The following is a 13,527-nucleotide window of genomic DNA, read 5'->3' as shown; positions in this document are numbered from 1 at the left end:
GACGGCAGGCTCATCTTCTCCCGTTCGCGGCGTAGAGTTCGCTGCGTCGAAGGGAGCGGGCATGGAGATCACCCCCGCGCGCATCACGGCACTCCAGCCGGACCAGGTGTTCGTCTTCGGCTCGAACGCCGAGGGCCTTCATGGCGGCGGCGCCGCCCTGATCGCGTACGAGCGGTTCGGCGCGGCGTGGGGTGAAGGGCACGGTCATCACGGCCAGACCTATGCCATCGACACCATGAGCGGGCTCGAGGTCCTCGCCGCAGAAGCACAGGGGTTCGTCGCATACGCGACCGCTCACCCTGCCCTGCGTTTCCTGCTCACCCCGGTCGGATGCGGGATCGCGGGCTACAGGCCCGATCAAGTCGCGCCGTCGTTCGCCGGCCTGCCTGACAATGTGTCGGTGCCGGCGAGCTTCGTCGCCTTCCTCTGAGGTCGCGGCGCCGAGCAGCCTCGACCGCATGCGTCCGAGCGGGCCCGGCTTGGCCGATCTGCATGAGAGGATGTCCGCACCTGCGACGACATCGAGCCGCCGCACGCCGCATCGCCTGGCCCCTCGGCCCCGAACGACAGGACCGTGATGGAAGAGCCCCGCCCTCCGCGCGGCGACGACGCCCCGTCGCACGTCGATGATGCTCCATCCCTGATCGGCGCGGTCCCGCCGTACCTCGACGGCGCCTCGCCGCTGGGCACGAGCGCCTCCGACCCCGAGACGGGCACAGACGACACCGACGCGACGCAGACCGCTCCCACCGACCCCGACGCCCGTCGTCGCCGGCGGCGCCGCGTCCTGGCCTGGGTGCTGCCTCCCGCGGTCGCCGTGCTGATGCTGGGCGCGTTGGCCGCCCTCGAGCTCACGGCATGGCAGAGCTTCGACCACGAGAGCACCTCGCTGAGCAAGGCACTCGACGATCAGGACGAGGTCACGCGCCAGGTCCAGTCCGCCCTCTCAGGTTCGCGCAGCGTGACCGACGCGGCGACCGCCGTCCTCGCCGTTGCGGACGGCGGGCTGCTCACCGCCGAGGACCGCACAATACTCACCGACGTCACCCATCAGTCCACCGAGCAGTCCAGGGCCGCCTCAGCGCTGATCCCCGGCAGTCGCCCTCGTGCGGGCACACGGAAGTTCTGGTTCTGGGAGGTCAACACCGACACCGCACGACTCGAGAGGCTCGATGCGAGCGCCCGCGACCGGGCGAAGAAGCTCAGCGCCGCCGAGGGGCCGCTGCGGACCGCCACCGAAGCAACCCGCACCACGGCATCGACCGCGCTCACGGCGGCGGCGGGTCGCGCTGCAGCCGCGGAGGCCGCGAACGTGCCCGCCGACAACGACGCCGTGCTCGACCTCCGCTACGCCGTCGACCAGGTCAGGCAGCGCGCGTCGCCGTTCCAGCCCCGGGTGTCCGCGGACTACACAGCCCTCGCTCAAGCCGTGCAGAAGCTGCAGGAGTCGCACGCCGCCACGCTCGCCAGCGAATCCGGGCCGCTCGAGCAGTCCCGCCTCGACCTGGAGGCGTTCGCCCGGTCTCTCGCCCCGGGCCTCCTCTTGGACTTCGAATGGGCCGACCTCATCAACGGCCTGGGGGAATCCAACGGTTACCTCTCCGGGGAGACCGCCTGGTGGTACGACAGAGGCGGATACGCGACCATCCGGCTGTCGAACTCGATCGCCCAGGAATGGCCGAGCGACGCCGCCCACGCGATCGTCGCCCACGAGGTCGGGCACGCCATCACGATCCGCTGCCGCACGATGTACGACACGACGAACGATCAGACGGCGGAGGCCTGGGCCACCGCGTGGGCGATCAGCATGGGCTTCACGTCCGACGCCAACGGCACCTCCGCCTACGGCTCTCCCCCCGATTCACTGATCCAGACCGCAGCCGGCTGCCGGTGAACCCGGCGCGCCTCGTCGTCCGCACCGTCCGAAGTCGCCCGGACACGACGAGAGCCCCTGCCGAAGCAGGGGCTCTCGGGTGCGACGGTGCGCGACGAAGTCAGGACTGACCGCGCCGCTCGCGCAGCTGTGCGAGGGCGTCGCCGAGAAGCTGCTCGGCCTCCTCGTCGGTTCGGCGTTCCTTCACGTACGCGAGGTGCGTCTTGTAGGGCTCCGCCTTCGCGATCTCCGGCGGGTTCTCCTTGTCCCGCCCGGCGGGAAGTCCGGAGTGCGGGTGATCGATGATGTCCGGGATCTCCTCCTCGGGCAGGCCCGCCGCGAAGTACCGCACGGTCTCGTTGCCGAGCCCGTCCCAGTACGAGATCGCGATGCGGTCGGCGTGATAGCCGTGGTCCTGCTCCCCCATGGGGCCCGATCCGACCCTCGTCCCGCGGATCGCGTTGCCGCCGGTCGCCATCAGATGGCCTCGAACTTCGTGATGAGGCCGAGTCCGACGACCGCCACGAACCAGACCAGAGCGAGAACGACCGTGAAGCGGTTGAGGTTCCGCTCGGCGAGACCGCTGGATCCGACCGCGGACGACATGCCGCCGCCGAACATGTCGGAGAGGCCTCCGCCGCGCCCCTTGTGGAGCAGGATCAGAAGGGTCAGCAGGACGCTGGTGATGCCCAGCAGTACCTGCAGGATGAACTGGAGAATATCCACGGATCGGCCTTTCGCTCGGGCCCGCACGGGCGCGCGGGATCCCGGGTAACGGTCAATTATACGTCGAGACGTCTCCGCCGCTCGGGGCGGAGACGCGTGTCACACCCCGACGTGCTTCTGATAGCGGACGATCGCAGCGAACTCGTCGACGACCAGGCTCGCTCCACCGACCAGTGCGCCGTCCACGTCGGGCTCGCGCATGAACCCGGCGATGTTCGCCGACTTCACCGAGCCGCCGTAGAGGATGCGAGTCCGCGCGGCCGCCTCGTCGCCGAGGACCTTCGCGATGACTCCACGCAGGACCGCGCAGACATCCTGCGCCTGCTGCGGAGTCGCGGCCTGACCCGAGCCGATGGCCCAGACGGGCTCGTACGCGACGACGATGTCCGCCTTCGCGTCGAGTCCCCGCAACGCCGCCTCGAGCTGACCTGCGGGCACGGCGCTCGCGCCGAATTTCTCCAGGTCCTCCGCCGTCTCACCGACGCAGATCACTGGAACCAGACCGTGCTTGAGTGCGGCCTTGGTCTTGGCCGCCACGATCTCATCGCTCTCCGCGTGGTACTCGCGTCGCTCCGAGTGGCCGATGATGACGTAGCTCGCATCGAGCTTGGCCAGGAACGCACCGGAGATCTCGCCGGTGTACGCCCCCGAATCGTGCTGCGACAGATCCTGCGCGCCGAAGGCGAAGGGGATCTTGTCAGCGTCGATCAGCGTCTGCACGCTGCGCAGGTCGGTGAACGGCGGGAAGACCGCCACCTCGACCGTGCCGTCTTCGTGCTTGGCGTCCTTGAGCGTCCAGTGCAGCTTCTGCACGAATGCGACCGCCTGCAGGTGATCGAGGTTCATCTTCCAGTTGCCCGCGATCAGCGGGGTTCTGCTGTTCATGCCCATCCGAGGACCTCCAGTCCGGGAAGCTTCTTGCCCTCGAGGAACTCGAGGCTCGCGCCGCCGCCCGTCGAGATGTGACCGAACTGATCATCCGCGAAACCGAGCTGACGCACGGCTGCGGCGGAATCGCCGCCACCGACCACGCTCAGGCCGTCGGTCTCGGTCAGCGCCTCCGCGACGGCTCTGGTGCCGGCGGCGAAGGCCGGGAACTCGAACACGCCCATGGGCCCGTTCCAGAAGACGGTCTTGGATCCGCGGATCGCATCCGCGAAGCGGGCGGCACTGTCCGGCCCGATGTCGAGTCCGATGCCCGAGGCCCCGAAGGACGTCGCCTCGATGGCATCGGCGGCGGCGACCTCGTGAGCGGCATCCGCGGAGAACGATGCCGCGACGACCACGTCGGTGGGGAGCACGAGCTCCACGCCGCGCTCGGCTGCTTCGGAGATGTAGCCGCGCACCGTTTCGAGCTGGTCCTTCTCCAGAAGGCTGGAGGCGACCGCGTGGCCCTGTGCCGCGAGGAAGGTGAACAGCATTCCGCCGCCGACCAGGAGGCGGTCGACCCGCGGCAGCAGGTGCGAGATCACGCCGAGCTTGTCGGAGACCTTGGACCCGCCGAGCACGACCGTGTAAGGGCGCTCGGGGTTCTCGGTGAGGCGGTCGAGGACCGTCAGCTCGGCTTCGATGAGCAGACCGGCCGCGGACGGCAGAATCTGCGCGAGGTCGTAGACGCTCGCCTGCTTGCGGTGTACGACTCCGAACCCGTCGGAGACGAGCGCATCGCCGAGGGCCGCGAGCTGCTCCGCGAAGGCGCGGCGCTCGGCGTCGTCCTTCGAGGTCTCGCCCGGGTTGAAGCGGAGGTTCTCGAGCACGACCACGCCACCGGGCTGGAGCGCCGCGACGGCGTCCTGCGCGGCGGCGCCGACCGTGTCGGCCGCGAATGCGACCGGCTGCCCGAGCAGCTCGCCCAGGCGCGCCGCGACGGGCGCCAGGCTGTACTGGGGGTCCGGGGCGCCCTCGGGACGACCGAGGTGGGAGCATACGATCACGCGCGCCCCCTGGTCGATGAGGGCTTTGAGAGTCGGCACCGACGCTCGAACACGGCCATCGTCCGTGATGACCCCGTCCCGCAGAGGGACGTTGAGGTCACAACGGACGATGACGCGCGTTCCGTCGAGCGAACCGACCGATTCCTTCAGGGATTCGAGGGTGCGCAGAGTCATGGATATGAGCTTAGAGCCGCTCGGCCACGTACTCGGTGAGGTCGACCAGACGGTTCGAGTAGCCCCACTCGTTGTCGTACCAGCTGGAGACCTTGACCAGGTTGCCGGAGACGTTGGTGAGCGTCGAGTCGAAGATCGACGAGAAGGGGTTGCCCTGGATGTCGCTCGAGACGATCTGGTCCTCGTTGTACTGCAGGTAGCCGTTGAGGCGACCCTCGGCGGCGGCCTTCGCGTACGCGGCGTTGACCTCGTCAGCCGTCAGGTCCTCGCGGTCCGTGATGAGCGTCAGGTCGACGATCGAGCCGGTGGGGACGGGCACACGGTACGAGGAACCGCTGAGCTTGCCGTTCAGCTCCGGCAGCACGAGGCCGATGGCCTTGGCCGCACCGGTCGAGGCCGGGACGATGTTGATCGCGGCGGCGCGGGCGCGGCGCAGGTCGCTATGCGGGCCGTCCTGCAGGTTCTGGTCGGCGGTGTAGGCGTGCGCGGTCATCATGAAGCCGCGGACGATGCCGAACTCGTCGTTGAACACCTTGGCCAGCGGCGCGAGGCAGTTGGTGGTGCAGGAGGCGTTGGAGATGATGTGGTCCGTCTCCGGGTTGTAGGTCTCCTCGTTGACGCCCATCACGATGGTCGCGTCGTCGCCGGTCGCGGGAGCGGAGATCAGCACCTTCTTGGCGCCGGCCTCGATGTGCTTCTTCGCGAGCTCGGCCTTGGTGAAGAACCCGGTCGACTCGATGACGATGTCGACGCCCAGCTCACCCCACGGCAGGTTCGCGGGGTCGCGCTCCGCGAACGCCTTGATGTGGTGCCCGTCGACGGTGATGCTCTCGTCGTCGTAGCTCACGTCCGCCTTGAGCACGCCGCCCACGGAGTCGTACTTCAGCAGGTGCGCGAGGGTCTTGTTGTCGGTGAGGTCGTTGACCGCGACGATCTCGAGGTCGGCGCCCTGCTCGAGGGCTGCGCGGAAGTAGTTGCGTCCGATTCGGCCGAAGCCGTTGATACCGATCTTGACAGACACGAAAGTCTCCTGGTTCTTACTCAAGGAAGTGCGTGATTCTTGCGGATTGCGCGGACAACGGCGTCCTGATGGGTTTTTCGCCCATCAGGACGCCCATCTTTTACGACAGTACCAGCAGTCCGTTGGTCTTCTCGCGCGCGGCAGCGAGGCGCTGGGCGACGTTCTCCCAGTTCGCGATGTTCCACGCGGCCTTGACGTAGTCGGCCTTGACGTTCAGGTAGTCCAGGTAGAACGCGTGCTCCCACATGTCCAGCTGGAACAGCGGCACCGTGCCCTGCGCGGTGTTGCCCTGCTGGTCGAACAGCTGCTGGATGATCAGGCGGGCGCCGATCGGGTCCCAGCTCAGCACGGCCCAGCCGGAGCCCTGGATGCCCATGGCCGCGGCGGTGAAGTGCGCCTGGAACTTCTCGAAGGATCCGAAGAACTCGTCGATGGCGGCCTTGAGCTCGCCCTCAGGCTGACCGCCGCCGTTCGGCGACAGGTTGGTCCAGAAGATCGAGTGGTTGACGTGTCCGCCGAGGTTGAACGCGAGGTCCTTCTCAAGCTTGTTCACGTTCGCCAGGTTGCCGCTCTCGCGGGCCTCGGCGAGGGACTCGAGCGCCGCGTTCGCTCCGGCGACGTAGGCAGCGTGGTGCTTGTCATGGTGCAGCTCCATGATCTTGCCGCTGATGTGCGGCTCGAGGGCCGCGAAATCGTACGGAAGGTCGGGCAGCGTGTAGATCGCCATGTCGATGTCATCCAATCCGCGCCGCGCTCGCGGCGCTTGCCGGTCCCCCGAAACGCGGTGGTGCGCACGGGGCGGACGTCTTTCATCCTAATGACGGCAACGCGCGGATTGTCCGGATCCTTCCGGATGTGACGACGACGAGGGCCTGCGTCCGGGCGTGTTTCCACAGACCGGAACGCAGGCCCTCGATACGACGTGTCAGACGTCGAAACCGGCGGGCACGGCGGCTTCGGTGCCCGGGATCCCCTCGGTCTGAGCGCGCTTGTCGGCCATCGCGAGAAGGCGGCGGATGCGGCCCGCGACGGCGTCCTTCGTGAGGGGCGGATCGGCGTGGTGGCCGAGCTCGTCGAGGCTGGCGTCGCGGTGCGCGAGGCGCAGCGCACCTGCCGTCTGGAGGTGCTCCGGCACGTCGTCGCCGAGGATCTCGAGCGCGCGCTCGACGCGGGCGCAGGCGGCGACCGCGGCCTGGGCGGAACGGCGCAGATTCGCGTCGTCGAAGTTCACCAGCCGGTTGACGCCGGCGCGCACCTCGCGGCGCTGACGCATCTCCTCCCACGCGGCGGCGGTCTTGGACGCGCCCATCAAGGCGAGCACGGCGCGGATGCCCTCAGGTTCGCGGATGACGACGCGCGGCATGCCGCGTACCTCTCGCGCCTTCGCGGCGATGCCGATCCGGTGTGCGGCGCCGACGAGGGCCATCGCCGCCTCGGACGACGGGCACGCGACCTCGAGCACGGCCGAGCGCCCGGGCTCGCTGAGCGACCCTGCTGCGAGGAAGGCCCCTCGCCACAGGCCGGCGAGTTCCTCGCGCGATCCGGTGGTGAGGCGGTTGGGCAGGCCGCGCACCGGACGGCGGCGCTGGTCGAGCAGCCCCGTCTGCCGGGCGAGGGTCTCGCCCGCGGCGATCACCCGCACGGCGTATTTGGCGCCGTCGTGGCTGGAAGCGCCCTGGATCGGGGCGATCTCGGGACGGACGCCGAAAAGCTCGGCAAGGTCACGGGCGACACGCCGTGCGAGCAGCTCCGCATCCACCTCCGCCTCGACCGCGATGCGGTTGGCGATCTGGTGCAGCCCCCCGGCGAACCTCAGCACCGCCGTCACCTCCGCGACGCGCACCGAAGGGGGTGCGTTCCGGATGCTGACGAGCTCGGCCTTGACGTCGGTGGTGAGTGCCACGGGTCTCCTTCTCACGGGCGGCGCCGGATCTCGGCACAAGGGATCAGTTTACCCGGCCGCGGCGCTCATCACCGGCCGGGTCCGCCTCACTCTCGCCCGAGATCGCGGTGCCGGACGGTCACCGCGACCCCTGGGATCTGCCCCAGACGCGCGGCGAGCTCCTCGACCATCGCGACCGAACGGTGCTTGCCGCCCGTGCAGCCGATGGCGACCATCGAATGGCTCTTGTTCTCGCGCTGATACCCCTCCAGCACCGGGCGCAGCGCGGCCGTGTAGGCGTCGAGGAACTCCTGCGCGCCGTCACGGGTGAGCACGTAGTCGCGCACCTCGGAATCCAGACCCGTGGAGCCGCGCAGCTCGTCGATCCAGAACGGGTTGGGCAGGAAGCGCATGTCGGCCACGAGGTCCGCATCCGAAGGCAGCCCGTACTTGAAGCCGAAGCTCATGACGGTCAGCTTGTGGCGCGCGGCGCCCTCCTCGGCGAACACCTCGTTGACCTTGGTGGCCAGCTGATGCACGTTCAGGCTCGAGGTGTCGATGATGATGTCGGCGGCTTCGCGCAGAGGGGCGACCCTGGTCCGCTCGGTGCGGATGCCATCGAGCAGCGTCCCGTCGCCCTGCAGCGGGTGCGGACGCCGGACCGACTCGAAGCGGCGCACCAGCACGTCATCGGAGGCGTCGAGGAACACCACCTGCACGGATCCGTGCTCGCGCAGCGCGCGAGCCACTCCGGGGAAGCCGTCGAAGAGATCGCGCCCGCGCACGTCCACGACCGCAGCAACCTTCGGCAGAGCCGCACCGCCGAGGTTGGCGAGATCGAGCAGGGGACGGAGCATCTGCGGCGGGAGGTTGTCGACCACGTACCAGCCGAGGTCCTCGAGAGCGTTCGCGACCGTCGAGCGCCCGGCGCCCGACATTCCGGTGACGATCAGGAACTCACCCTGGTCGGCGCTCATCTGCTCTCCTCCTCGCTCGTGTCCAGCCTAGCCAGAAGGCGGAGTCTGAGCGGCATCGGAATCGGATCCAGCGCCGACCAGGACGGATTCGACTCCCTCTCGGGATCCTGACACTGCGGCCGACCCGGCAAGATGCACGCGGATCGCCTCGGCGAGGGTCGGCCCGATCCCCTGCACCTCCTGGATCTCGGCGGCATCCGCGCGGCGCAATGCGGCGACGGATCCGAAGTGGCGAAGGAGCGTCTTGATCCGTGCCGCACCGAGCCCCGGGACCTCGGCGAGGATCGAGGCGATGTCGCGCCGGCGACGCTTGCGCTGATGGGTGATCGCGAAGCGGTGCGCTTCGTCGCGCAGGCGCTGCACGAGGTAGAGGGCCTCGCTCGTCCGCGGCAGGATCACGGGATAGTCCTCCCCCGGCAGCCACAGCTCCTCGAGGCGCTTGGCGATGCCGCACAGGCCGATGTCGCTGCGGCCGGCATCGCGGAGCGCCCGCGCCGCCGCCTCGACCTGGGGCTTGCCGCCGTCGACGATGAGCAACTGCGGCGGGTAGGCGAACCGCGGCTTGCGGCGTTCGGTGACGACGAGTTCTTCGCCGTTCTCGTCGAAAGCCGCGGTCTCCGCGGTCTCCTCGGGTGCGTCGATGTGCGCGAGCCGGCGCGTGAGAACCTGGTACATCGAGTCGGTGTCGTCCGTGGTCTCGGCGATGTTGAACGAGCGGTACTGGTCCTTGCGCGGAAGGCCGTCCTCGAACACGACCATCGACGCCACCACGTTCGTGCCGCTCAGATGCGAGATGTCGTAGCACTCGATCCGCAAAGGCGCCTCGTCGAGGCCGAGCGCGTCCTGCAGGTCGGTGAGCGCCTGGGTGCGCGTCGTGTAGTCGCTGGAGCGCCGGGTCTTGTGGCGGATGAGCGCCTGTTGCGCGTTGAGAGTGGCGTTGCGCATCAGCTCCGCACGCTGCCCGCGCTGCGCGACGGCGATCTCCACCTTCTTGCCGCGCCGCTCCCGGAGCCACTCCTCGAGCTCGACGGTGTCGTCCGGCAGCGACGGCACGAGCACACGCCGTGGCACCTGCTCGCCGCTCGCCTCGCCATACACGCGCTGCAGGATCTGGTCCACGAGCTCCGCGCCCGAGATGTCGATCTCCTTGTCGAGCGTGGACGCACGGACACCGCGCACACGCCCGCCGCGGATCACGAAGTGCTGGATCGCGGCGGACAGCTCGTCCTCGGCGATGCCGAACAGGTCGGCATCCTCGTCCTGCGGCAGCACCAAGGCGCTGCGACCCAGCACCGCCTCGATCGAGGAGAGCTGATCGCGATACTTCGCGGCGCTCTCGTAGTCCATCGCCGCCGACGCCTCGTGCATCCGCCGCGTCAGGTCGCGGGTGAAGCGCTCGTCGCCGCCCTCCATGAAGGCGATGAAGTCGTCGACCATCGCCCGGTGCTCGGCGATCGTGACCTTCATGGAGCACGGCCCGCCGCACTTGCCGATCTGGCCCGGGAAGCATGGTCGCCCGGTCTGCATCGCCTTGCGATAACTGGCGTCGCTGCAGGTGCGGATCGGGAACACCTTGATCATCAGATCGATGGTGTCGTGCACCGCCCAGACCTTCGGATACGGCCCGAAGTACTTCGCGCCGGGGATCCGCCGGTTGCGGGTGACGATCACGCGCGGCGCCTCGTCGGCGAGCGTGATCGCCATGAACGGGTAGGACTTGTCGTCCTTGTAGCGCACGTTGAACGGCGGATCGAACTCCTTGATCCACATGTACTCGAGCTGCAGGGAGTCGACGTCGGTCGGCACCACGGTCCACTCCACCGACGCGGCCGTGGTGACCATGCGCCGCGTGCGCTCGTGCAGGGTGCGCAGCGGCGCGAAGTAGTTCGACAGCCGCTGCCGCAGGTTCTTCGCCTTGCCGACGTAGAGCACCCTGCCCTGCGCGTCGCGGAAGCGGTACACCCCGGGATCGGTCGGGATCTCCCCCTGCCTCGGCTTGTACGGGAGTTCTTCGGCCATCAACCCGCCTTGCGCTCGAGCACGCGCTGCGCGCCGGGGCGCGCTCCGGCCGGTGCCGTGCCGAGGACCTCGGCGAGGAACACGCCGGTGTGGCTGTCGGCGTTGCGCGCCACCTGCTCCGGCGTACCGGTCGCGATGATCTGACCGCCGCCGGATCCGCCTTCGGGACCGAGGTCGATCACCCAGTCCGCCGACTTGATGACGTCCAGGTTGTGCTCGATCACGATGACCGTGTTGCCCTTGTCCACGAGTCCGTTCAGCACTTCGAGGAGCTTGCGCACGTCCTCGAAGTGCAGGCCCGTGGTGGGCTCGTCGAGCACGTAGATCGAGCGGCCGTTGCTGCGACGCTGGAGCTCGGTGGCGAGCTTGACGCGCTGCGCCTCGCCGCCGGACAGGGTCGTGGCCGACTGGCCCAGCCGCACGTAGCCGAGCCCGACATCGACGAGCGTCTTCATGTAGCGGTGGATCGCCTGGATCGGCTCGAAGAACTCGGCGGCCTCCTCGATCGGCATCTCGAGCACCTCGGCGATGTTCTTGCCCTTGTAGTGCACGGCCAGAGTGTCGCGGTTGTACCGCTTGCCGTGACAGACCTCGCAGTCCACGTACACGTCGGGCAGGAAGTTCATCTCGATCTTGATCGTGCCGTCGCCCGAGCACGCCTCGCAGCGCCCGCCCTTGACGTTGAAGCTGAACCGGCCCGGCTGGTAGCCGCGCACCTTCGCCTCGGGCGTCTCGCTGAACAGCGTGCGGATCCGGTCGAACACGCCCGTGTAGGTGGCCGGGTTCGAGCGCGGGGTGCGTCCGATCGGGGCCTGGTCGACGTGCACGACCTTGTCCAGGTTGTCGAGGCCGGTGACCCTGACGTGCTTGCCGGGCACCGTGCGCGCCCCGTTGAGCCGCGATGCGAGCACTCGATACAGGATGTCGTTGACAAGCGAGGACTTGCCGGATCCGCTCACGCCGGTGACAGCCGTGAGCACCCCGAGGGGGAAGTCCGCCGTCACGTTGCGGAGGTTGTTCTCCTTCGCCCCGACCACGCTGAGCATGCGCTTGCGATCGATCCGACGGCGCTTCTTCGGCGTGACGATCTCACGACGTCCCGCCAGGTAGTCGCTCGTCATCGAGGCCTTCTCACGCAGCAGCGCCTCGTAGGGACCGGAATGCACGACCAGGCCGCCGTTCACACCGGCGCCCGGGCCGATGTCCACCACCCAGTCCGCCGCCTCGATCGTCTCCTCGTCGTGCTCGACCACGATGAGGGTGTTGCCGAGGTCGCGGAGCGTCAGCAGCGTCTCGATGAGCCGCCGGTTGTCGCGCTGGTGCAGACCGATCGACGGCTCGTCGAGCACGTAGAGCACGCCGGTCAGCCCGGATCCGATCTGGGTCGCGAGGCGGATGCGCTGAGCCTCGCCGCCGGAGAGGGACCCGGCCGAACGGCTCAGGTTCAGGTAGGACAGGCCGACCTGCAGCAGGAAGTCGAGTCGAAGCCGGATCTCGCGCAGCACCTGCGCGGCGATCTTCGCCTCGCGCGGGCTCAGCTCGAGGCGCTGCATGAACTGCTGCGCCTCGGCGAGGCTCTTGTGCGACACCTCGGCGATCGAGTGCCCGTGCACCCGCACGGCCAGGACCTCCGGCTTGAGCCGGTCGCCGTTGCAGACGGGGCAGGGCACCTCGCGCAGGTACTCGCCCCAGCGGCTGCGCTGGGTGTCGCTCTCCGCCTGCTGGTACTGCCGCTCGATGTAGGGCACCACGCCCTCGAAGCCGGAGGAGTAGCGCATCTCACGGCCGTACCGGTTCTTCCACTTCACGGTGACCTTGTAGTTCTCACCGTGCAGCACCGCCTCCTTCACATCGGAGTGCAGCTTGTGCCAGGGCGTGTCGAGAGAGAAGTCGAGGTCGACCGCGAGGCCTTCGAGCAAGCGCTCGTAGTACTGGAACAGGCCCTTGCCCTGCGTCGTCCAGGGGATGATCGCGCCCTCGCGGATCGACAGGGTCTCGTCGCCGAGCATGAGCTCGGGATCCACCGACATCCGGGTGCCGAGACCGGAGCAGGCGGGGCATGCGCCGAACGGCGCGTTGAAGGAGAAGGTGCGCGGCTCGATCTCGGTGAGCGTGATCGGGTGCCCGTTGGGGCACGCCAGCTTCTCCGAGAACGACTGCCAGGCGTCGTCGCCCTCCTCGTCCACGAAGTTCACCTGGACGACACCGCCCGCGAGACCCAGCGCGGTCTCCACCGAGTCGGTGACCCGGCCGAGGATGTCGGGAGCCGCCACGAGGCGGTCCACGACCACGCCGATGTCGTGCTTGTAGCTCTTCTTCAGCACGGGGGGCTCGGCCAGCTGCACGAGCTCGCCATCGACGATCGCGCGCGCATAGCCCTTGGCCCCGAGCTCGCGGAACAGGTCGACGAACTCGCCCTTCTTCTGGCTCACCACGGGTGCGACGATCTGATACCGGGTGCGCTCGGGCAACTCCATCAGCTGATCCGCGATCTGCTGCACCGTCTGCCGCTGGATCCGCTCACCGCATTGGGGGCAGTGCGGGACGCCGATGCGCGCCCAGAGCAGGCGCATGTAGTCGTAGATCTCGGTGATCGTGCCGACCGTGGAGCGCGGGTTGCGGTTCGTCGACTTCTGGTCGATCGACACCGCCGGGCTCAGCCCCTCGATGAAGTCGACGTCGGGCCGGTCGACCTGTCCGAGGAACTGGCGGGCGTACGCGCTGAGGGACTCGACGTAACGGCGCTGCCCTTCGGCGAAGATCGTGTCGAACGCCAGGCTCGACTTCCCGGATCCGGAAAGACCGGTGAAGACCACCAGCGAGTCGCGCGGGATCTCGAGGTCGACGTTGCGGAGGTTGTGGACACGAGCGCCTCGGACGCTGAGTCTTCCGGGGCTGGTTACGGGTACGATCGGCACCCG

General features: G+C 68.6%; 12 protein-coding genes. 2 read left to right on the top strand and 10 right to left on the bottom strand.

From position 1 onward, the window contains the following. Window positions 1-61: 61 nt before the first annotated feature. Together ACTJI8_RS00640 and ACTJI8_RS00635 are read left to right on the top strand one after the other, a co-directional pair. Window positions 62-430 carry an A1S_2505 family phage non-structural protein gene (locus ACTJI8_RS00640; RefSeq protein ID WP_440731496.1) on the top strand — a complete coding sequence of 123 codons (369 nt, stop codon included), beginning with the start codon at window positions 62-64 and terminating at the stop codon, window positions 428-430. A 144-nt stretch (window positions 431-574) separates the two neighbouring features. Next, window positions 575-1,894, top strand: coding sequence for a hypothetical protein (locus ACTJI8_RS00635; RefSeq protein WP_440731495.1), 1,320 nt, complete (start codon window positions 575-577; stop codon window positions 1,892-1,894). Window positions 1,895-1,994: 100 nt separating this feature from the next. On the opposite strand, the gene ACTJI8_RS00630 is transcribed toward ACTJI8_RS00635, so the two are convergent. The 10 genes from ACTJI8_RS00630 to uvrA form a co-directional block, all read right to left on the bottom strand. After that, entirely contained in the window at window positions 1,995-2,351 is a 357-nt protein-coding gene (locus ACTJI8_RS00630) for an RNA polymerase-binding protein RbpA (protein WP_045272527.1), read from the bottom strand. After that, window positions 2,351-2,599, bottom strand: coding sequence for a preprotein translocase subunit SecG (secG, locus tag ACTJI8_RS00625; protein WP_251441808.1), 249 nt, complete (start codon window positions 2,597-2,599; stop codon window positions 2,351-2,353). Before secG ends, ACTJI8_RS00630 begins: the two co-directional genes overlap by 1 nt. 99 nt (window positions 2,600-2,698) lie before the next feature. Continuing rightward, window positions 2,699-3,490, bottom strand: coding sequence for a triose-phosphate isomerase (tpiA, locus tag ACTJI8_RS00620; protein ID WP_440731494.1), 792 nt, complete (start codon window positions 3,488-3,490; stop codon window positions 2,699-2,701). Beyond that, window positions 3,481-4,707: a phosphoglycerate kinase gene (locus tag ACTJI8_RS00615; RefSeq protein ID WP_440731493.1), complete on the bottom strand. Its 1,227-nt coding sequence runs from the start codon at window positions 4,705-4,707 to the stop codon at window positions 3,481-3,483. The genes tpiA and ACTJI8_RS00615 overlap by 10 nt, the downstream gene beginning before the upstream one ends. Before the next feature lie 10 nt (window positions 4,708-4,717). After that, window positions 4,718-5,728, bottom strand: a complete 1,011-nt coding sequence (gap, locus tag ACTJI8_RS00610) for a type I glyceraldehyde-3-phosphate dehydrogenase (RefSeq protein WP_440731492.1) — start codon at window positions 5,726-5,728, stop codon at window positions 4,718-4,720. 100 nt (window positions 5,729-5,828) lie between these two features. Continuing rightward, window positions 5,829-6,455: a superoxide dismutase gene (locus ACTJI8_RS00605; protein WP_440731491.1), complete on the bottom strand. Its 627-nt coding sequence runs from the start codon at window positions 6,453-6,455 to the stop codon at window positions 5,829-5,831. A gap of 198 nt (window positions 6,456-6,653) precedes the next feature. Next, window positions 6,654-7,631 carry a DNA-binding protein WhiA gene (gene whiA / locus ACTJI8_RS00600; RefSeq protein ID WP_440731490.1) on the bottom strand — a complete coding sequence of 326 codons (978 nt, stop codon included), beginning with the start codon at window positions 7,629-7,631 and terminating at the stop codon, window positions 6,654-6,656. Window positions 7,632-7,717: 86 nt separating this feature from the next. After that, on the bottom strand, window positions 7,718-8,587 hold the full coding sequence (gene rapZ / locus ACTJI8_RS00595) for an RNase adapter RapZ (RefSeq protein WP_440731489.1): 870 nt from the start codon (window positions 8,585-8,587) through the stop codon (window positions 7,718-7,720). Window positions 8,588-8,614: 27 nt separating this feature from the next. After that, window positions 8,615-10,606, bottom strand: a complete 1,992-nt coding sequence (gene uvrC, locus ACTJI8_RS00590) for an excinuclease ABC subunit UvrC (RefSeq protein ID WP_440731488.1) — start codon at window positions 10,604-10,606, stop codon at window positions 8,615-8,617. Beyond that, entirely contained in the window at window positions 10,606-13,524 is a 2,919-nt protein-coding gene (uvrA, locus tag ACTJI8_RS00585) for an excinuclease ABC subunit UvrA (protein WP_440731487.1), read from the bottom strand. Before uvrA ends, uvrC begins: the two co-directional genes overlap by 1 nt. Window positions 13,525-13,527 lie beyond the last annotated feature (3 nt).

Source organism: Microbacterium sp. 22303, assembly GCF_052045265.1.
GTDB lineage: Bacteria > Actinomycetota > Actinomycetes > Actinomycetales > Microbacteriaceae > Microbacterium.
This window is presented reverse-complemented; position numbering and strand designations above follow the sequence as displayed.